This is a genomic window from Microbacterium mitrae (assembly GCF_008017445.1).
Taxonomy (GTDB): domain Bacteria; phylum Actinomycetota; class Actinomycetes; order Actinomycetales; family Microbacteriaceae; genus Microbacterium; species Microbacterium mitrae.
This window is the reverse complement of the sequence record NZ_VRSW01000004.1, coordinates 240,549-260,412: the sequence shown is the minus strand read 5'-3', so window position 1 is coordinate 260,412 and position 19,864 is coordinate 240,549. Positions and strand designations below refer to the sequence as shown.

16 protein-coding genes and 1 pseudogene are annotated in these 19,864 nt (G+C 62.3%); 8 read left to right on the top strand and 9 right to left on the bottom strand.

Going from position 1 to position 19,864, the window contains the following annotated elements; translation table 11 throughout:
• Positions 1-176: 176 nt before the first annotated feature.
• On the bottom strand, positions 177-1,424 hold the full coding sequence (locus FVP60_RS11780; protein ID WP_147826474.1) for an IS256 family transposase: 1,248 nt from the start codon (positions 1,422-1,424) through the stop codon (positions 177-179).
• A gap of 188 nt (positions 1,425-1,612) precedes the next feature.
• Here FVP60_RS11780 and FVP60_RS11775 point away from each other — a divergent pair, with 188 nt between their 5' ends.
• Positions 1,613-2,116, top strand: a complete 504-nt coding sequence (locus tag FVP60_RS11775; protein ID WP_147826473.1) for a hypothetical protein — start codon at positions 1,613-1,615, stop codon at positions 2,114-2,116.
• A gap of 541 nt (positions 2,117-2,657) precedes the next feature.
• Here the strand turns inward: FVP60_RS11775 and FVP60_RS11770 are convergent.
• Positions 2,658-3,215: a hypothetical protein gene (locus tag FVP60_RS11770; RefSeq protein ID WP_147826472.1), complete on the bottom strand. Its 558-nt coding sequence runs from the start codon at positions 3,213-3,215 to the stop codon at positions 2,658-2,660.
• Positions 3,216-4,385: 1,170 nt separating this feature from the next.
• On the opposite strand from FVP60_RS11770, the gene FVP60_RS11765 reads away from it, so the two are divergent.
• From FVP60_RS11765 to FVP60_RS11750, 5 genes and pseudogenes are all read left to right on the top strand, one after another.
• Positions 4,386-4,784: a peptidase inhibitor family I36 protein gene (locus FVP60_RS11765; protein WP_147826471.1), complete on the top strand. Its 399-nt coding sequence runs from the start codon at positions 4,386-4,388 to the stop codon at positions 4,782-4,784.
• Between the two features lie 24 nt (positions 4,785-4,808).
• Positions 4,809-5,645 (top strand): hypothetical protein, encoded by an 837-nt coding sequence (locus tag FVP60_RS11760; RefSeq protein WP_147826470.1) that lies wholly within the window; start codon positions 4,809-4,811, stop codon positions 5,643-5,645.
• Between the two features lie 15 nt (positions 5,646-5,660).
• Positions 5,661-6,803 (top strand): efflux RND transporter periplasmic adaptor subunit, encoded by a 1,143-nt coding sequence (locus FVP60_RS11755; protein ID WP_147826469.1) that lies wholly within the window; start codon positions 5,661-5,663, stop codon positions 6,801-6,803.
• A gap of 3 nt (positions 6,804-6,806) precedes the next feature.
• Positions 6,807-7,256: pseudogene (locus tag FVP60_RS13370) on the top strand (ABC transporter ATP-binding protein); the annotation flags it as partial.
• Positions 7,257-8,702, top strand: a complete 1,446-nt coding sequence (locus FVP60_RS11750) for an FtsX-like permease family protein (RefSeq protein WP_246132593.1) — start codon at positions 7,257-7,259, stop codon at positions 8,700-8,702.
• Positions 8,703-8,919: 217 nt separating this feature from the next.
• On the opposite strand, the gene FVP60_RS11745 is transcribed toward FVP60_RS11750, so the two are convergent.
• The 4 genes from FVP60_RS11745 to FVP60_RS11730 form a co-directional block, all read right to left on the bottom strand.
• Positions 8,920-9,291: an MFS transporter gene (locus FVP60_RS11745; RefSeq protein WP_147826467.1), complete on the bottom strand. Its 372-nt coding sequence runs from the start codon at positions 9,289-9,291 to the stop codon at positions 8,920-8,922.
• Between the two features lie 658 nt (positions 9,292-9,949).
• Complete coding sequence (locus tag FVP60_RS11740) at positions 9,950-10,867, bottom strand: AAA family ATPase (RefSeq protein ID WP_147826466.1); 918 nt, start codon at positions 10,865-10,867, stop codon at positions 9,950-9,952.
• A complete protein-coding gene (locus FVP60_RS11735) occupies positions 10,860-12,296 on the bottom strand; it encodes a Mu transposase C-terminal domain-containing protein (protein WP_147826465.1) in 1,437 nt (478 codons plus the stop codon). The genes FVP60_RS11740 and FVP60_RS11735 overlap by 8 nt, the downstream gene beginning before the upstream one ends.
• 9 nt (positions 12,297-12,305) lie before the next feature.
• Complete coding sequence (locus FVP60_RS11730; protein ID WP_147826464.1) at positions 12,306-12,872, bottom strand: recombinase family protein; 567 nt, start codon at positions 12,870-12,872, stop codon at positions 12,306-12,308.
• Between the two features lie 420 nt (positions 12,873-13,292).
• On the opposite strand from FVP60_RS11730, the gene FVP60_RS13105 reads away from it, so the two are divergent.
• Positions 13,293-13,451 (top strand): hypothetical protein, encoded by a 159-nt coding sequence (locus FVP60_RS13105; RefSeq protein ID WP_187240666.1) that lies wholly within the window; start codon positions 13,293-13,295, stop codon positions 13,449-13,451.
• 358 nt (positions 13,452-13,809) lie between these two features.
• On the top strand, positions 13,810-14,370 hold the full coding sequence (locus tag FVP60_RS11725; protein WP_281289128.1) for a LuxR C-terminal-related transcriptional regulator: 561 nt from the start codon (positions 13,810-13,812) through the stop codon (positions 14,368-14,370).
• 251 nt (positions 14,371-14,621) lie between these two features.
• Here FVP60_RS11725 and FVP60_RS11720 read toward each other — a convergent pair whose 3' ends face one another.
• Genes FVP60_RS11720 through FVP60_RS11710 form a run of 3 tightly spaced genes read right to left on the bottom strand, consistent with a single transcriptional unit; the run spans position 14,622 to position 19,824 of the window.
• On the bottom strand, positions 14,622-16,457 hold the full coding sequence (locus tag FVP60_RS11720) for an alpha/beta hydrolase family protein (RefSeq protein ID WP_187240663.1): 1,836 nt from the start codon (positions 16,455-16,457) through the stop codon (positions 14,622-14,624).
• A 58-nt stretch (positions 16,458-16,515) separates the two neighbouring features.
• Positions 16,516-18,033, bottom strand: a complete 1,518-nt coding sequence (glpK, locus tag FVP60_RS11715; protein WP_147826461.1) for a glycerol kinase GlpK — start codon at positions 18,031-18,033, stop codon at positions 16,516-16,518.
• A 51-nt stretch (positions 18,034-18,084) separates the two neighbouring features.
• Positions 18,085-19,824 carry a glycerol-3-phosphate dehydrogenase/oxidase gene (locus FVP60_RS11710; protein ID WP_147826460.1) on the bottom strand — a complete coding sequence of 580 codons (1,740 nt, stop codon included), beginning with the start codon at positions 19,822-19,824 and terminating at the stop codon, positions 18,085-18,087.
• Positions 19,825-19,864: the final 40 nt, after the last annotated feature.

Genomic DNA, 19,864 nt, shown 5'->3' with positions numbered 1-19,864 from the left:
GGAACGCGACCTCGGTCGCGGAGGGTCATGCTGGGCGGGCGTTCTGCCTTGTAGAGCCCATCCAGGGCGTCAGCGAGGCGATGTAGTAGCTGTCGTCGACGGTGCCAACTGAACCGGTGATTTGAGCGGTCAAGTCCCGCGTAGTGGTGTAGCGCGGCGTCCTTCGATTTGAGGGGTTAGGCGCTGAGTTCGAGGACGGTGTCGGTCACCTCCTCGATGTCGGAGTCGGCGATGAGGGTGAGCCTGCTCTTGGTGAGGATCTCGAGCCCGAGGTAGCGGCGGCCTTCGGCCCATTCGTCGGTGATCTCGGCGAGGACGGCGCCGACGAGGCGGATGATCGCGTCGCGGTTGGGGAAGATGCCGACCGAGTCGGTGCGGCGGCGGATCTCCCTGTTGAGGCGCTCGTTGGGGTTGTTCGACCAGATCTGCTGCCAGAGACCCTCTGGGAACCCGGTGAACGCGAGGATGTCCGCCCTCGCGGCGTCGAGGTGCTCGTGCGCGTCGGGGAGCTTCCCGTCGACGTAATCCAGCAGCCGGTCGAACTGGGCGTTGACGGCATCGGCGTCGGGCTGGTCGTAGACCGAGTGCAGCATCGCCTTCACCGCCGGCCACATGGTCTTCGGCGTCACCGACATCAGGTTCGCGGCGTAATGGGTGCGGCAGCGCTGCCAGACAGCGCCGGGCAGGTTCGCAGCAATCGCCTCGACCAGTCCGGCGTGGGCGTCGCTGGTGACGAGGCGGACCCCGCCCAGGCCGCGGGCGACGAGGTCGGCGAAGAAGCTGTTCCAGGCCGCCCCGGTCTCGCTGGTCGCCACCCGCAGGCCGAGGACCTCGCGGCGCCCGTCGGCGTTGACGCCGGTCGCGACCAGCACGACCGCATTGATCACCCGGCCGCCCTCGCGGACCTTCATCGTGAGCGCGTCGGCGGCGACGAACGTGAACGGGCCGGCGTCGCCGAGCGGGCGGTGCCGGAACTGGTCGACGTGCTCGTCGAGGTCGGCGGCCATCCGTGAAACCTGCGACTTCGACAGCGAGTGGATCCCGAGAGTCTTCACCAGTTTGTCCATCCGGCGGGTGCTCACTCCGGCGAGATAGCAATCCGCGACAACGGTGATCAGCGCGGTCTCGGCCCGTTTGCGGCGCTCCAGCAGCCATTCCGGGAAGTACGTCCCTTGCCGGAGCTTCGGGATCTGAACGTCGATCGTCCCGACGCGGGTGTCCAGGTCCCGGTGCCGGTAGCCGTTGCGTTGCGCGGTGCGGTCGGGTGAGGGCTTGCCCCATTCCGCGCCGACGACGGCGTCCGCGTCAGCGGACAGCAGCGCGTTGATCATGGTCTGCAGCAGACTGCGCATCAGATCCGGCGACGCGTCGGACAGGGCTTCAGCGAGCACGCTCGCAGGGTCGACAATATGAGGTGCGGTCATCGTGATGATGCCTTTCGAGTGGGATGTGAGAGTTTCCTCGAAGGATCACACGGTGACCGCGCTCACGTCATAGCGACGAGGCGGGCCACCGCGGGCTACACCACGATACGGGGCACTACTTCCTCCGTCTTCGCTACGGAGTAGGTGATGGTTCAGATCTTGCCCGAATCAGCAACCAACAGCAGTACATGTCGAAGCTGGTCAACAAGCTAATGAGTGCACAAGTTCTCTCGAATCCTGCAACACTCCTTCGGCTCAGCAAGGTTGCTGTCGAGGCAATCGATCCCTCCACGAGCATGACGGATCCGTACAAGTTGATGCAGATTGCACTTGCGGTGAAGGATGTACCTTTTCGCGATTTCGTTTTCGTTCAATACCCCGTGGTTGACTACGCGCCAGACCCAAATCGAGTTGCCCCGAACGAACTGGATGCCGCTGCACTGTGGGCGGCGCTCGAAGCTAACACGTCGCTCTCCGTCACCGGTGGGACCGGGGGCTCGCTCACCGTGCAAGATCCGCTTTCACCGGAAGGCGAAGCCCAGGACACCGGAAGCGGAGCCGTTGACGGAACAGATCCAACTAACACGACGGACATCCCGGTGGCCGAAGGAATCACTGAACTCCCGTCTACCATCACCGGCACTTCGGCAGCCCAGAACACATGTTCCGATGGAACCGTGAGTAACGAATAGGGGGCCGCGGATACGGTCGAGTTTATGACCGTGCCCTCTGGATCACCCAGCCGAGGGCAGTCTTCGTGCGATGCGATGGAGTCTGCCAGGTGATGGAAGTCGCTTCCCCGCGCGACAAAAGTGGGGACAAATCGGGTCACCAATTCGGTGTTGGTCGAGGTCGTTATCGGCCTCGAGTTGGCTACGGCATTCAGCGCGTTCAGCTTAGGCACCACCTATTGATTGGCCACTCAGATGATGACCACATCATGTTTACCCCAGCCGTCGGGGAATCCCATGCTGCTAATGCCGAGAAATGGGACTTTGGGAAACTCGTCGACGGTCTCGCGCAGGCGTGGTCCACGCGGCGTCTCCAGAGATACTGCGAAGTAGATAGGCCATTGGAATCGTATCGATGGCTACGCCGGCAAGCCCTGCACAAATGCTCTCCCCGCTAGCCAGTGTGGCCCCGCCATCGTCTCTGCATCCATCGAAATGCGCGTTGGCAACGACGGCACGACGATGATGTCTCCCGTGTCAACGGAGCCTGTCGATTCCAGATTCAGCTTTCCTTCGAGTGAGCGTGAAAGAAAGTAAGCAGTTCTTCCAGTGTTGGCTGTTCTTTAGGCGAGGGAGGGAGAGGTTCTGTTGCTCCGGCGGCCCGGTAATCTGAAACGATCGTGTAGACGCTTCTGACGAAGCGTCTATGCCCTGATTCGCCGTTGCGATCGATGGAACGCAGCTCATGGGTCAGCACACCGCGATCGACAAGTTCCTTGAGTCCCTTTTTGCGCGTTGACTCTCCGAGCCCGTACTCCTTACGAAATAGCGTTGGGGAGAGCCAAAACGAAGGATCGTTACCCCACCCAGCCCGTGACATCGCGATCAAATACATTGCGAGTCCAGCTCCGCTGAGGTCGGTACACAGCCCAGATGACCAGAACGTCTCGGGCACCCGAAAGTAGCTCGTGCTGCCCGCTGCTCCTTCCTCGATTGCTTGGAGATATGGCAGCTTATAATCCACGCCCCGCAGTGATTCATCTCGCAGGATGATCTCTGGCACCTTGCCTGGACCGCGTTCTTCGGTTCGGATGAAGCCCCGACGTTCGATCTCGAGCAAAGTGCTACGGATCGCACGGGAGCCCGCACGATCCGGGTCCTCCAACTTGAGCAGAACTGCCCAGTAGCGAGCTGGCCGGATGGTCGTGTGGGGGCTCTTAGCGAGCTGCCAGATAAGAGTGATTACGAGCGCGACCCGTAATCTACCGCCCCGGCCGCCGCCACCACGAGAGGCGTTCGCTCCGCTGAGCAACAGGCTTAGGGGGGAGGGGGAGTCGTCGGTGCGCTCAATGAATGCGCGACGTACAGGTGCCCCCGCACCCTTCCTGTGCCCGAATGGCTGTGGCGCCCCAGAGGCACGCGACGACTCAGAATTCTCGTTTCGCACTTTGGAGCCTGTGGTATATTCGGGCATCAGAGGGAATCTCCTAGGAGGTTGCGCTAGCGTACATTGCCAGGTTTCACAAAGGGTAGTACATGGGTTGCACTGATTCTTGCAGTTTCGATTCTACCGGATTTTCCGGGTTTGAGGGACTTGTCTCCGCTATAGTGGAGACCGCAAGGAATCCTTCTGAAACACCCTCGGGCATCTAGGAAGGTCGCCTCCGTTGATGGTGGTCACCATGTAAGTGGTCCCAGCAGAGACGGGAAAGGCATTTCCGTCACGCAGTAGGTGGCTGGTGTTTTACACCGGCTCTGCTAAGTCCCGGAGAGCACCTTGCCGGAAGGCCAGTCTTCGGACTGGCCTTCCGCAATTCGACGATGCGGTCACCTGGGGTGTGACGGTGATCCGATACACGTCATGAAGAAGGTTCCGAGTAGGCGTAATTGCGCGACGCACAATATCGGCGTCTTCTGGACAATAACTATCCGGGAATGCCTACTTCCCACGCAGGCCTCCGCCAAGTGGACTCAAAAAGCCCAGGTTGCAACCTGGGCTTTTGTTTTTGAACCGGGGTGAATCTCGGAACTCCCGCAGCGAGCATATTCAGCATGGGCTGCTTCATAGGCTGAGACAGAGATCTCACCAATTTTGCCGCTTCCCAAGAGTACTGAGACCTCACGTGCCGACAAATCGGGTAGCTCGAGCAACGTTTCGATTCGTTCTGTGAAGGCTTGTGAGCAACCGGATACTCCAGGTTCGAAACGCTTGCGATTCAGAACGTCCCCAACCTACGATCATCCATACAGGGGCGTAAGGTCGCTAAAAGTCCGATCAAAGGAGATTGTGATGAAGAAACGGTTGGTAGCTGGTGCTGCGATGGGAGCAGCAATAATGGCAGGTAGCTTGCTCGCGGCTACACCCGCAAACGCGGCGTGGGCTTTCTGTAACCCGGGGTATCTGTGTGCGTATTACGATTCAAACGGCAACGGGCCAAACTTTGCCGGACAGTATGACAATCCATCATGGAACGGCTCATGGGGCTACTACAACAATGTGACGAGCTCTCTGTGGAACAACGGCACCATGAGCAACGTAAACGTGTATGTCAACATGAACTACAGCGGTGCGAACTTCACGGTTTATCGCGGAACGACCAAGCGCCACACCGATCTTTTTTGGGACACGACCGGGGGAAGGCCAGCAGGCTATTGGAATGACAATTTGGAAAGCAATCTCTGGCTCTAGTGGGGCCTGGAGGGATGACCGCACGTGACAATCAATCGGAAGGCCATCCTGATGATCCAGCTGGCTACGATCAGTTTGCTGGTCGTAGCCTGCGGATCCGACGGGGGGGAGGTGGACTATAGCAAACACGAAGTCATCTCAGGTCAAGCACAGCTGGATCCGGTAGCTGGTACGGCGCAGCTTCCGCTTGACGCGTATTCCGCATCGTTTGCGGAAGATAACATCGTTGATTACGCCATCGATCTCAAGTTGGCCAAATGTGCGCAAGAGGAGGGCGTCCCCTTACAGGCGATTGATCGGCGCACATTTTCACCGCGAGTGGGTTATCGGACTTTCGGAATTTGGGTATTAGACGAAGCCGCGAAATATGGGTACGATGTTCGGCCGCGCACTGCCGACGAGCAAAAGATACTCGAATCTAATACCGCGGTTGCTGGCACGGAGGACACGATAGAGCGATGCCTGAATGAGGCAGTCGATTCCTTCCCTCGCGTGCAGCAGGTGGAGACGCTCGCCGGGCGTGGAGAAATTGAGAGCTACGACCTCACGATGAGCGATGCCGAAGCGAAAGCGATTATTGCGGACTGGAACTCGTGCGTTGAAGAGGAAGGACTGTCGCTCGTTGAGGGTGCGACGTTGCAGCCCAACACCGAAGGTGCTTCGACCGAGCAAGTACTGGAGATTGCAATCATCGACGTGCAATGCAAACAGAAACTTAATGTGGTGCAGCAGCTTGCCGACATTCAGGCCAGCTATCAGACAGTGTTCATCACAGAAAATCAAGCCGCTCTCAACGCTGAACGCGCGAAGATTGACGAGACAATTGCAATTGCTGAGGCCTATATCGGCGAGAACGGATAGCTGTGACGGATAGCTGTGACGGATAGTAAGCCCGTGCCGGCGACGCGGCGAGACTCTGTGCGGGTTCCGCGGTTCCCTCGTCCGGTGCTGACATCATTGATCGCGGCCGCGATCCTGCTGTCAGGGGGAGTAGGCGTTGTGGTCGGTTCTCTCATGCAGTCGGGGCTGAAGCAGGAGATCGCGGAGGCTTCAGTACCGCGCGAGGTCATCGCATCTGTTGAGCTAAAACCGTACGCACTTCCCCAATCTGTCGGCACCGTCGCTCCAGCGACGACGTTCGAGTATTTCGCGACGCAGCAACCTGCCATTGTGACAGCCATGGCCGCGGAACCCGGGAAGGTTATGGTTTCGGGCGAGATGCTTTTCAGCATTAACGATCAACCGGTTTTTGCTCTCGAGCTTGATGTTCTGCCGTGGCGTGACCTTGTTGTCGGCACAACCGGGTCTGACGTGGCAGCGCTCAACGATGCGCTCCATGAAGCGGGGCTTCGGTCTGACCCAGGTGGCAGCGCATATGACGAATTGACCGTGCGGGCTGTGAGCCAAATGTATACAAATGCGGGCTCCTCCGCCCCCGGCGAAACTCCGGGGGCGAGTCTTGCTCGCGATGCGATCGCGGCCGTGCCGCGCGGCGACTTCGTCGTTGTCACGGCCGTCGGCCGGGGTATCGCGGTGACGACTGGTCCTGTGGTCACCGCGCAGCAAAATATCGCGGTAGTGCAAACCATCGTGGATCCGCTGACCGTAAAGGCGATCGAGGTTGGTTCTGAAGCGGAGATCACGCGACCGGGTAGTGGCTCGCTAGGAACTGGGCTCGTGACCGAGATCGGTGATTTTGCACCCGCCGACCCCCAAGCGCAGGGAGGATCAACGAAGTCCGGGTATCCGGTGGTAATCGCGCTTGACTCCCAAGACGTGGCGGCAGCTGGGGAACAAGTTCAGGTGCATTTCTCCTCAAACGAGGCGACAGACCTTGCTGTCCCGACCATCGCGATCAGGCAAAGTTCGGGCCGAACGTGGGTCGTCCTCAAAGAAGGAGATGTTTACACCGAAGTTGACGTGACACCGATCTGGCAACAGGGCGGTTGGACCGGTGTGACGGGTAGCGAGGCCATCCAAGACGGCGCCAGTGTCGTTGTGTCCGCTTCTGTGAAATAAACGATGCTTCCTCTCCTTCGTCTTCAGCAAGTCGAACGCACTTACACAGGCGCGGCGGCTCCCGCTCTCCACGACATCACGCTTGATATCCACGCGGGTGAATACGTGGCGATTGTGGGTCCATCAGGTGCGGGTAAGTCCACGCTCCTCAATGTACTGGCGCTCCTTGACTCCCCGGATGGAGGCTCGTACGCCGTCGGCGGCAAGGAGATGGCGCATGCCTCGGACCGCCAGCGTCAACAACTACGGTCGCAGCGGTTCGGCTTTGTATTTCAGCACTCCAATGCTCTTGAGGCGCGCACCGTAACAAAGAACGTGGAAGTCCCCCTCATCTCTCAAAGCGTGCCATTCGAGGAACGTGGTGCCGCAATATTTGATGCGCTCGAGCAAGCGAACATCGGGCACCGTGCGCAGCACGTGGCGAGGCTACTATCTGGCGGTGAGCGGCAACGAATGGCAATCGCGCGCGCGCTGGTCGGAAAGCCGCAGGTTCTATTTCTCGACGAGCCAACAGGCAACCTCGACGAGTCGAATGCGCGCCACATCTTTGACCTCCTAAGCGAGCTCAACGCGAGCGGTGTCACTATCGTCGTTGTTACCCACGACGCGGCACTCGCCGCTGAGGCCTCGCGACAGATCACAGTTGCCGAAGGAACCGTTGTATCTGATACATCGAGCCTGCCCCCGCAAACCATCGAATTCGGGCGAACCGAGATACCGAGCGCCACGAAGAGGCGATGGTTACGCGCGGCCATTGATGATGTGTGCGAGGCCGCTTGGAGTTTGTGGGACAACCCTGGGCGTAGTCTGGTTGCGATCCTAACAACTGCCATTGCCGTCGCTGGGCTAAGCGCAACGGTCAACCTCAGCCTCTCGGCAAGTAACCAGGTGGATTCCCTCATCTCGGACGCCGCAAGTTCGAACCTGCGGGTCGCGTTAACTGACCCGCGAATGGATACGTTCTCGGATGATTCGCTTCTGACAATCAGTGCGATCGACGGTGTCGTAGCCGCGGGTAGAGCCGATCTTTATGCGCCCGCTGATGCGAGAGTCGGGCGCTATGCAGCGGCGCTACCAGGCGATCCCGGTGGTGTCGGTGCGGTTGGAATATCAGGCGGCACTTTTGCGACGCTTGACATCCACATTGCCGAAAACGTCGCATCGCTATTTGATGCGCCAATTATCGGCGAACGAATTGCTGTGCTCGGAGAAGAAGCGGCCGACTCGCTTGGCATCATCGACGGCGTCGAGGCCGTCGTCTTCGTCACGGGGGTGCCGTTCGATGTCATCGCCGTTGTGAACGCTGCAAGCCTCAACTCCGATGTCATGATATCGAATCAGGCGGCGGCAAACCTTGGGCTGCAGACGAGGCAAGAGATTATCGTTAGAACGAAACCTGGCCACTCCTCGGCGATTGCTGACGCTATTCCGATTTCCCTCGATGCGGTGAGTCCGGGGCGATATTCAGTCGCAGGGGCTGCGAATCTTGCCCAGTTGCGTAGTAGCGTTGCAACGTCGTTTAACGTTCTCACCCTCGTTGTTGCGGCAGTTCTGTTAGCCGCGACGATCGGAACCATCGCAGCAATGATGTCGTCAAACATCCGACAACGTCACGGTGAAATTGGTATCCGAATGGCCACCGGAACGCATCGTTCGCGAATTGGCGCGCTCTTCATGATTGAAGGCTTCGTGATTGGATTAAGCGGCGCCGTGGTTGGAACCATCGCCGGCATTACAATTGTGATTCTTGCGAGCGCCTTCCAAGGAAATGCGCCATTCTTTGACTTCCTCGGTATGCTGCTTGCGCTTGCCGTGGGTGTAGTCGGAGGCGTCGTCGCCGCTATCTTGCCCAGCTGGCGAGCAACCCGAATCGAGCCTGCCGAAGCGATTAGGTCGTAACTCGCGAACATCAAGCAAGGAATGACGATCGCGGTCCGTCGCATCCACAAATGAACGTAAGAACCGAGCGATCGCGGCTGCCGAATTCACCGGCTCTACCCACGTACTCTCGAGCGTCGCGAGATGTCTTGGACCTCTTGACAGCCGCCTCTATCCGTCGCAGGGTTGACACGCCACCTCACCGATGAAGGCAGAGAAGTCCTCACAGACGCACGGCTTACTTCGACTGCGGATTAGTGCGCGCTGAAACAGCGCAGGCAACAGCGAAGATCGCCGCGAGCGAAGCAGAAACCATTAACCCTGCGGTCGGGTCATCCGCGACACCCAGCCCGAGGCCGAGCCAGGTTCCCAGTAGCGCACCGGCAGCTGAAAAGCTATGCGACCATCCGACAGCGAAAACAAACGTCTTCGACCGCAGGCGAACTTGACGCTCTGTCCGAACGAGCGTCAGCATCGCCGTCGCGCAAATCCCGAGAACGGCCAGCCCCAGAATGCCGACGAGGAGAAGGCCCACGCCGGTGAGGTTGGTAAGAATGACGCCCGTGATCGCCATGAGTAAGAATGCCTCGACGGCAGCAACCCATGCCAACGTCTTGACCGTCGACGTAGAAAGGTCACGGAGCCAACGAGCGATTTGAGGTCCGAGAACTGCTCTCGCCCCAATACCAAAAGACACAAAGCCAGATTGAGGTTGTAGTTCTCTGTCGCGTGCGAGATGAACAGCGCCAAATAGGTGCCGTAGATCGCGGTAATTAAAGCCAGTGTTCCAGATGTCAGGGGTGATACGACTCCGAGAGATGCAGCCTGAACAACGCGCACTTTGAATCGTTCACGTGCAGTGGCGGGTGCGTCACTCTCGACTGCATAGGGCTCCGCACTCGTCGGAAACAGCATTGCCGCGCGGCGACGTAAGAACACTGCCGCTAGCGACAAAAGAGTATTCGCCACCAGGACCATGACGATGCTGAGCGAGGAAACATACGAACCGATAGGGCGCGCGATAAGTAGTCCTATACCTGCTGTCAAAGAGGCGAGGGCTGCGTTAAGTGCCATCGCCGACTTCGGATCTGCTTTCGCAACTTGCTCTGCGTAGAATTCCTCCGATAGATCTTTTCGAAGGTATCGTCGGTCGTGAACCATTCGGGAAACACCTGCCCGTTAGGGGATCGGTTAGTGAGACACATTTCGAAGCCCGGCGCGCGCTCGTCTGTGACTTGCGCCGGTAAATGTCGTGTTTCCCGCGTCGCTTATCGTCCGATGAGGAGTGCTTCCTGGGCGGCGTCGACGGCCTCAGGGATGAGGCGCGTCTGCTTGTTGATCTCGAGTATGCGGTTGATCTGGGTGACGAGCCGGTCGGCGAGACGGAAGTTCCCGTTGGTGGCGCGGACGATTGCGGCGAGAGCTGCGGTGTGTGCGAGTTCGGAGTCGTCTGGGTCAGGGTCCGGGAGGCGCTGCGCGACGACGGCGGTGAGTTCGTCGTTGCGTAGCGCCCGGTACTCGTGGGCGAAGCCGATGCGGCTGTAGAGCTGGGGGTAGCGGGCGAGGCGTTTTTCGATGCCGGGCATGCCGATGAGGATGACGCCCATCCGGTGGCGGTCGTAGAAGTCGCGGACTTGTTCGAGGCCGGCGGTTTTGAGTCGATCGGCTTCGTCGATGATGAGCAGTTCGGTGTTCCCGCTGTGTTGGGACTCGGCGTGAACGAAAGGATCGACGTGCCCGTGCTGCGCGTAGTCGATGGCCCAGGAGATTTGCTGGCACGCACGGGGCAGGCCTTGATCGATCTGTTTGACGGTTGCGGCGACGGTGGGTGTGAAGAATGCCGTGCGGCTTCGTTGGACCGCTTCGGGCACGGGCGGCAGTGGGCCCTTGCCGCGGGAGAGCGGGTACCACTGTTCCCATTCGTCGGTGCCGGCGTAGTTGCGTGCGGAGCGTGTCTTGCCGACGCCGGGTGGTCCGTAGCAGAGGCCGATGTAGCGGTGGGATCGGACGGTATCTGCGAACTCGGTGAATCGTCGGTGCTCACGTGTGGTCACGAATGCGGGCAAGGTGTCCGCGTGGGGCGGAGGCGCATCGGTGAATTCGTCGAAATGGCCGTTGAGGAATCGGCGTCCGTCATCGTCGGGCGTGAAGAGAAGAGACTGGGGTTTGCTGTCTGCGTCAGTCACTGGCGTAGGTCCTCAATCCGTGTCGTGCGGGAGGTATCGCGGCCTGGTCAGGTGGGTTGTCGAAGGCCGTTGCAATCTCAGGTTGGTGGCGAGTGTCTTCGGGAAGGGAGCCTGCGTGAGTCGTGAGCTCCCGGAGTTGCTGTTTCAGAGCGCGACGTCGCGTGTTCCTCGCGGCTTGTAGGTCCGCGAAGGAGACAGTCTCGGAGGAGCGTTCGGGGGCGATTGCGCGGCAGAGGAATATGTTGTCGTGGAAGATTCGTATCTCCCCGAGATCGCGGGGGTCGTACCGCACCGTGACGTCTTCCCCGACGTACGCGGCGAGGACTGGGGAGATGTATCGGGTCGATGCGAACCGGATCCCATCGCGTTGCACACGACGGGTCGTCGCTGCGGTGAGTAGAAGCAGATCGATGTCTTCAAGGCGGGCGGGTGTTCGAGGGATGAAACTGTCGCTGCGCCATCGCTCGTGCGGGGCAGCACCCGTCGACGAGTGAATGCGTTCGTTGTATTCGTCGACGATGAATCGCTCGAGAACGTCATCGAGCTGGTGCAAGGTCAACGCGGGTTCGGTGATGGGCGATCCACCGGTGCCGTGCGGGATGAAGCCGGGCAGGTGCGGCAGCAGCTCGGTCGTGATCGTTCGGTAGAACCGTTCGATCTTGCCGCGCCCCTGCGGGACGCCGATCCGTGAGTGAATCAAGCGGACGTGCACGTCGAGGCACACGTGCTCGATCCTGGTCGAGGTGAAGTCGGACCCGTGATCGCTGTAGAGGATGTCCGGGAGACCTGACACCACCCACTTCGGGCTTCGTTTCCGAGCAATGGCCTGGTGGAACGCCAGCGCGGAATGCTCGGCTGTGGGTGCTGGGACGCTGACCGCGTAGCCTGCGATCGCTCGCGAGTAGTCGTCGAGCACGATCGTGAGCCACGGACGGACGGGCTGCTGCCGGTCATCGAGGATCATTACATCCAGCAGAGTGTGATCCATCTGCCACTGCTCATTCGGCGCGGAGGCAGTGCGGCGGTAGACCAGCTCGAACTTGTCTCGATAGGCCGCGTCCCCGCCGTCCGCGAGAGCGGTCAGGCCCGGGTCGAGCGCGTGCACGATATCGCGGACCGTGGTGTATCCCGGGGCGGATAGTCCTCGGCCCCTGGCGATATCACCGACACGGCGGTGGATATACGCGATCGTCGGCGCGGGACGCCGCACAGCAAGCGCCTCGATCGCCTTCACCAGCTCGGCGTTGATGCGCGTCGAACCCTTATCGCTGCGAGGTGCCCGCGAGAGCTGTCCCATTTCCATCCGGGCTGCCCAGCGTTGCAGGGTCCGTACTGCAACGCCGGAGTGTTCCGCAATGCGCGTCCACGGCACCCCGTCCTGGTGTTGGCGCACAAGCTCGGCTTTCTGCCGGTCGCTGAGGCGCGCCATGATTCCTCGTCAGGCCCGCTCGGCGTGCTCGGCCAGGTGCCGGTAGATCGTGGGTCGGGATACCCCGAACGTGTCGGCAATCTCTTGGACGGTGTGGCCGCCCTCGTCATACATCGCCCGGGCCTGCCGGATCTTCGTCGGCGTCATCTTGAACTTCGGGCCGCCCTTCCGGCCCCGGGCGCGCGCGGCCGCGAGACCGTCGTGGGTGCGCTCCACAATGAGGTCGTGTTCGAACTCCGCGATCGCGGCGAGCATGTGGAAAAACAGACGGCCTCCCGGCGTCGTCGTGTCGATGCCCTGCGAGAGGGCCTTCAAACCGACCCCACGCTGTTGCAGTTCGTCCGCGACCTGTTTGAGGTTCCTCACCGACCGGCCGAGCCGGTCAAGTTTCGTCACGACGAGCGAGTCCCCCTCGCGCAGATACCCGAGGGCTTCCGTCAGCGCCGGCCGCTTCGCCAGGGTGCCGGATGCGTGCTCGACGAAAATCTTGTCGCAGCCCGCCGCATTGAGCGCATCCGTTTGGCCGTCGGGATTCTGTTCTCGGGTTGAAACTCGGGCGTAACCGATCGTGGCCATGCCTCAGTGTAACGCGAACGCTGCTTGTTTTACATAGATTGCTGACACGGGTCGTGAGACACGACTCGCCGACCTAATCGATGTGAGTTTTGGCTGTCTGTGGCGGTGTTCTGTGATTGCTCGGTGTCGTTGGGGGTGGTGCGTCTCCTTTTCGTGGCCGTCCATTTCTACGGGATCGCGTGGCTGCTCATTCCCGGCTTCATCTTCGCGGTACGGACGGTGCGCGTCACCGTTGCGGAGTTCGCAGACAACGGAATTCGAGGTCGCCGATGAGCTGTGTTCGCCTCCTGGAAGTCACTCGAAAAGTTCTCTATTTGCGCATTGCGGGTACGGGATTGCCAGCCTCGTTCAGGGCGACTGCTAGGTTCCTGGGTGCCGACTTGCCTTTCTGTAGGTTCGGGCTATGGTGAGGGCATGTCCATGACCGCCCCTTTCGCCAGCGCGCAGCGTCTTATCGACGCCACCGTTGTGCGGGCCGTTCTGGATATCGCGGGAGCCCGTCATGAGGTTCTCCCGCCGCGGATGACGGGTGCGGGAGCGGTATCGCTTTTGCTTTCCACCCGTCGCGCTCCGCCGTGAATGAGTCCGTGTTCCCACGGCTTGTCCGGCGACCCAGCGCGTCGCATATGCGGCGCTTTTTTTGTACCCAGGAGGCAGAGATGCCGATCACACAAATGCGCAAGTCAACGCCACGCGCCGACCCCAGGCCGCGCCGCTCGGCGCTGTCCGCCGCCATCGGCGGCGACACGGTCACCGAGCTACCGACACACCGCTCTGCCGGAAGCAAGGCCGGGCGGTCAGCGCTACGGGTCGCAGGGATCCTCAGTGTCCGGGCATGGGGCGGAGCGGGATCATGAGGTGTCGTTGGACGCCGGACGCGTTGCGGGCTCGTCTTCGCGCCTGGTCTGTGCTGAACACCGTTGCGGGGCCAGTTCCTGTGCGGACCGCGATAGACGTCATCGCGGAAGCTGCCACACCCGACGAAGCGGTTTCCGCCGCAGAACACAGCAACCCTGACGTCGTACTGATGGATCTCCAGTTCGGCGCTCACGCCGCAATGACCGGAGCCGACGCGACACGGCGGATCCGTGCCCTCGACGCAGCCCCCTACGTGCTCGTACTCACCAATTACGACTCCGACGCCGACATCCTGGGAGCCGTCGAAGCCGGCGCCAGCGGCTACCTCCTCAAAGACGCCCCACCCCACGAGCTCGCCGCAGCCGTCCGGGCCGCCGCCGCAGGGGAAAGCGCCCTCGCTCCCGTCATCGCCTCAAGGCTTCTGAGCCGCATGCGAGCCCCCGAAGCAAGCCTCAGTAGTCGCGAGATGCAGGTGCTTGAGCTCGTCGCGGCCGGCCACTCCAATACCGACATCGCAACCGAACTCTTCGTCAGCGAGACCACCGTCAAATCCCACCTCGCCCACATCTTCACGAAACTCGCCGTCACCTCACGAACCGCAGCCGTCTCCGCAGCCAGACAATGCGGCATCCTGCGCTGAACCTGCGTCACACCGTCATCCCGCGTGGCACCAAATTCGCAGCACGGTCGGGCAGCTGGTCGGCGCACGGATAGCTCGACTGGGTCTGTCCGATAACGGTGGATCTGATCTGGCGGTCATCAGGTGATCCGGCTTTCGAATGCGATCGCGAAGTGGTTCAGTGCCGGCTTCGCCTGACCCCTTGACGCGACAGAGGAAGCGCCCCCGCCTCAAGGCGGAAGCGCTCCCTCTGTCCGACTCGGTGAGACTGGTCAGTACACGACGGTTAGCGTGTTGGAGACCGAAATGATCGTCACGACGGCGGCGTTGATGAAGCCCCCGATATACGGGTTGTTCGTCGCACGGTAAATTTTGCGCGAGATCACGGCCGAGACCGCCAGGATGAGGATGACCGGGAACAGCCAGATGCTGAAGATGCCGCCGAAGCCGGGGATGGTCTCACCGGTGATGAAGAACGTCGCATACTGGGCGATCACGAGTACGATCGGTGCGATCGCGTTTGCCAGGGCGAGCACCAGCGTATTGAGCCATTCCTTGCCGCGCAGCGTGAACCGGTTGAAGCCGTTGATTGCCACCGAGTTCGCGAGGAAGTACACGAGGAAGAACGGCACGTAGAGCAGGCCGATCCACAGCTTGTCCGCTCCGAACGCCTTGACGGCCACGACCCAGAACCGGAAGTCGGTCTTGAAGAAGTAGTCGAGCACGAAGACGATGCCGAATCCGGCCGCGACGACGACCGCTCCGAGGCCGATGCCGTGGAAGAACTTCCTCCAGCCGGGCAGAACCCCAGCGGCCCGCAGGTCGACGCTGTTCTTCTTGCCGAACGCGAAGTAGGAGACCGTCATGATGATCAGCCCCGCGACGCCGTTGATCGCCGCCCAAGTGGCGATGAAGAACACGGCGCCCTGGGTGAAGATCGTCGGCACGGCATTGAAAGCAATGCCCTGCATCACAGGCTGCTGGCTCAGCCAGACGTAGCTCCAGCCCGAGAACAGCGCCGAGACGACCAGGCCGCCCCAGAACCAGGCCAGGCCCTTGCGGCTCGTGGCCGCGAGCGGGGCGGGGTCGGTGACCCGGAGGCCCGCGAAGGCGCGCGTGCCGAGGAGCGCACGCGCGAAGGCGACGAGGAAGATGCCGAAGCCGATGAGACCGAACGCGGTCGCCGTCTCTTTGACCTGCCACACCTGGGTGCCCGGATCGATCGCGTTCGGGGCGGGGAACACGCGCTCCCAGAACTCGACCTGACTACCCACGGTCGTCTTCGAGATCGTGCCCCACGGGTGCGTCTCGGCAGGGGTGTAGACGATGCGATCGGCATCCCCCTCTGCGTAGAACTCACCGGCCGAGCGCGGGTCGCCTTCGGCCGGGTCGGCGCCGAAGTTCAGGAAGGACTGCGCGTTAGGGGTCGAGATGTAATCGCGCGGCGGGGTCAGTGCGACACCCTCCGGGCTGTAGCTGCGGAAGAAGAACTCGTCGTACTGGTCGGCGACGAGACCGACGTCGCGCGTGCCGTAGATGTTCGTGTACGCGCCGTCGGCGTCCGTGTAGACCGGGTCGTTGTCGACGAGGAAGACTGCATCGATGAGCTGCTCGTCGGCCTCGTTGTCCAGGGCCACCGAGAAGTTCGCGGCCCGCGCGCCGTTGGAGTGTCCGGAGACGCCGATCATGTCGGGGTCCACATATGGCAGATCGGCGACGAGCTTCACGACGTCGTACATGCCGGTGCCGCCCAGTTGTACTTGGTCGTTGACCAGTGGAGATGAGTTGCCGTGCCCGTACATGTCGATGGACACCACGACGTACCCGCGACGAGCGAGTTCAACAAAGTTGGCGTCCTGCATCTCGCGGTTGTTCCACCAGCCGTGCGACACGATGATGGCAGGGGCCTGCGAGTCGGCGGTCGCCGCGTCGGGCTTGAACAGAAGGGCGCTGATCATCTGGCCCGACGACGTCTCCCACCGCATGTCCTTTACCGCGACGGTCCCGGCGTTCGTCTGTACCGCAGATGCGACTATCGCTGACATCAGCATCAGCACCAATGACAGCGCGAGCCAGAATGGGTTCCTTTTCAGGAAGGTTGCTTTCATGAGATCCCTACTCCTTCGTGGGTATCGGTTGGGTTTCGGTCTGAGCGAGTGTCGGGGGTCAGGTGTCCACGTCACCGTCCACCCAACCCATGGTCTTGGTGACCGCTTTCTTCCAGTTGCGGAAGAGCTGCTCGCGCTCGAGCAGCGGCATCGAGGGGTTCCAGCGCTGGGCCTCGCCCCAGTTCTCGGTGACGGAGTCCTGACCGCCCCAAAATCCGACAGCAATGCCGGCGGCGTAGGCCGCACCGAGGGCGGTGGTCTCGAGGACCTCGGGGCGCAGCACATCTACACCGAGCTGATCCGCCTGGAACTGCATGAGCAGCTCGTTGGCCACCATCCCGCCGTCGACGCGAAGCTCGGCCAGCGCGATGCCCGAATCCGCGTTCATCGCCTCGACTACCTCGCGCGTCTGATAAGCGGTGGCCTCCAGGGCCGCACGGGCGATGTGCTGCCTCGTGACGTAGCGGGTGAGCCCGAGCAGAGCACCACGGGCATCCGGCCGCCAGTACGGGGCGAACAGTCCGGAGAACGCCGGCACGAAGTACGCGCCGCCGTTGTCTTCGACCTCACGGGCCAGCGGCTCGATCTCTGACGCGTCCGAGAACATGCCGAGGTTGTCCCGCAGCCATTGCACGAGGGAGCCTGTGACGGCGATCGATCCCTCGAGCGCGTAGACGGCCGGGGCGTCCCCGATCTTGTAGCAGACGGTAGTGAGCAGTCCGTTCTCAGAGTGCACGCGCGTGGGGCCCGTGTTCAGCAGCAGGAAGTTCCCCGTTCCGTAGGTGTTCTTGGCCATGCCCTCGCTGAAGCAGGCCTGACCGAACATCGCTGCCTGCTGGTCCCCCAGAACTCCGGCGATCGGGACTCCGGGGAGCATCCCGTGCTCGCGACCGACACCGTAAACCTCAGACGAGGACCGGATCTGCGGGAGCATCGACATCGGGATACCCATGTCCGCCACGATCTGCTCGTCCCAGGCCAGAGTGTCGAGGTTCATCAGCATCGTGCGGGAGGCGTTGGTGACGTCGGTGACATGGATGCCGCCCTCCACGCCGCCGGTGAGGTTCCAGAGGACCCAGGTGTCCACCGTGCCGAAGAGCAGGTCGCCGTCGTCGGCGGCCTGACGGGCGCCGACGACGTTGTCCAGGATCCACTTCACCTTGGGGCCAGCGAAGTAGGTCGCCAGCGGCAGGCCGACGCTCGCCTTGTACCGATCGACCCCGTGCTCGCGCGAGAGGTCCTCGACGATCCGCTGCGTCCTCGTGTCCTGCCAGACGATGGCCCGGCACACGGGGACTCCGGTGTGGCGGTTCCAGACGATGGTGGTCTCGCGCTGATTCGTGAGTCCGACCGCGGCAATGTCGCCGTGCGTCAGGTTCGCGCGGGTGAGCGCGAGTCCCACGGCCTCGCGCACGTTGTCCCAGATCTCGATGGCGTCGTGCTCGACCCATCCCGCCCGGGGGAAGTGCTGGAGATGCTCGAGCTGTCCACTGGCCACGATCGACGCCGAGTGGTCGAACACGATCGCGCGAGTGCTCGTCGTGCCCTGGTCGATCGACAATACGTATCGTGTCACGGGGTGCTCTCCATCGAAGCGTGTGAGGGGTGGGATGGGGGGGATCGGCGATCAGGGACGCGGCGACATGGCGGCGACTCCGGGGGCGGCCGCCCTGGCGCGCGCGGCCGCGGCGTCATCGCTCGTGCGCGCCGCAGCGGCGACCGCGTCGGCCACGGCGGTATACGCCGCGACCTCCTCGTCGCGCCGCGCGTCTGACCAGCCCAATTCGCCGGCGACGATACGGGCGACCTCGGGAAGGGCCGCCAGCGCTTCGTCGGCGTACTCGTAGACCATGCGGGTGCGACGGTGCATCACATCCTCCAGGTGCAGCGCACCCTCATGGCTGACGGCGTACGCGATTTCCGCGCGCAGATAGGCGGGCGCATGCTCAAGCGGGCGGGACATGGTCTCGTCGCGGTCGCAGATCTCGGCGATGTCGCGGATGTCGGAGCCGTACCGGTGCAGCAGGTGATCGACCATCGCCGCGTCCCAGCCGAACTGGCGTGCGAGGGCGCCCGGGGCGCCGTCGGTCGAAGGGCGCCCGCCCACGAGCGGGAGGGTCTGTGTGATCGATGGTCGCGGGGCGGCCGCTTCGGCGCCTAAGGCGAAGTCGACGGCATCCCGCGCCATGATCCGGTACGTGGTGAACTTGCCGCCGGCGATGACGGTCAACCCCGGGACGGGCGAGGCGACCGTGTGCTCGCGCGACACCTTCTCTGATGCGGTGCCGTCCTTGGTGCCCGGCTGCAGCAGCGGGCGCAGCCCGGCCCACGTGCCGATGATGTCGTCGTGTGTGAGCGCCTTTTCCAGCACCGCATTCGCCTCGTCGAGCACGTAGTTGATGTCGCGGGCGTGTGCGGCGGGATTGACGAGGTCTTCAGTCCAGGGGGTGTCGGTCGTGCCGATGACCCAGTACCGCGACCACGGGATCACGAAGAGGACGCTCTTCTTCGTCTGCAGGATCAGACCCGCGTCGCCCTCGATCCGGTCGCGGGGGACGACGATGTGGATGCCCTTGGAGGCCAGCACCCGCAGCCCGCCGGTCTCGCCGGCGAGAGCCTGAGACTGCTCGGTCCAGACACCGGTTGAGCTGATGACATGGCGCGCCTTGACGGCGATCACGCGATCCGTCTCGAGGTCGCGCAGCAGCGCCCCGTCGACGACACCGGCGCCGTTCTTGGTCAGCTCCACCACCTGTATGCGCGTGGCCGCCTGTGCCCCGTACCCCGCCGCGGTGCGCACGAGTGTCGTGACGTATCTCGCGTCGTCCACCGTCGCGTCCCAGTACTCGATCGCCCCGACGGCCGCCCGCGCGCTGAGGTCCGGGAAGACCCGGTCGAGGTCGGCACGGCTGAGGTGGCGATGCCAGGGGAGGGCGCGCTTTCCCCGTCGGAGGGTCGCGAGCACGTCGTAGAGGGCGATGCCCGCGCCCACGAAGGCACGCTCCCATACCCGGTGGCGCAATGGGTAGAGGAACGGCACGGGGCGCACTAGGTGAGGGGCCACGGTGGTCAGGAGGAGGTCGCGCTCGGCTAATGCCTCGAACACCAGCTTGAAGTCGAGCATCTGCAGGTAGCGGAGACCCCCGTGCACGAGCTTGCTCGAGCGAGACGATGTTCCCGCGCCCCAGTCCTGCGCCTCGACTACCACGGTCTCGAGACCCCTACTCGCCGCATCGAGGGCGATGCCGGCACCGGTGATGCCGCCTCCGATCACCAGGACATCGAGCTCTCGCCCCGGCCGTGAGCTCTCGGATAGACGCGCGAGGGCGCGGTCGCGGGATTCCTTCGTGAGGCGAGTGTCGAGCATGGCGTTCCGTTCTTGAGGACCGGCGGAATCTCCCGCGGAC

Coding starts and splice junctions, on each gene's coding strand:
- FVP60_RS13105 (WP_187240666.1), top strand. CDS start 13,293: ATGACCGCCCCTTTCGCCAGCGCGCAGCGTCTTATCGACGCCACCGTT.
- FVP60_RS11710 (WP_147826460.1), bottom strand. CDS start 19,824: ATGCTCGACACTCGCCTCACGAAGGAATCCCGCGACCGCGCCCTCGCG.
- FVP60_RS11765 (WP_147826471.1), top strand. CDS start 4,386: ATGAAGAAACGGTTGGTAGCTGGTGCTGCGATGGGAGCAGCAATAATG.
- FVP60_RS11780 (WP_147826474.1), bottom strand. CDS start 1,424: ATGACCGCACCTCATATTGTCGACCCTGCGAGCGTGCTCGCTGAAGCC.
- FVP60_RS11720 (WP_187240663.1), bottom strand. CDS start 16,457: ATGAAAGCAACCTTCCTGAAAAGGAACCCATTCTGGCTCGCGCTGTCA.
- FVP60_RS11750 (WP_246132593.1), top strand. CDS start 7,257: ATGGCAATCGCGCGCGCGCTGGTCGGAAAGCCGCAGGTTCTATTTCTC.
- FVP60_RS11735 (WP_147826465.1), bottom strand. CDS start 12,296: ATGGCGCGCCTCAGCGACCGGCAGAAAGCCGAGCTTGTGCGCCAACAC.
- FVP60_RS11775 (WP_147826473.1), top strand. CDS start 1,613: ATGTCGAAGCTGGTCAACAAGCTAATGAGTGCACAAGTTCTCTCGAAT.
- FVP60_RS11730 (WP_147826464.1), bottom strand. CDS start 12,872: ATGGCCACGATCGGTTACGCCCGAGTTTCAACCCGAGAACAGAATCCC.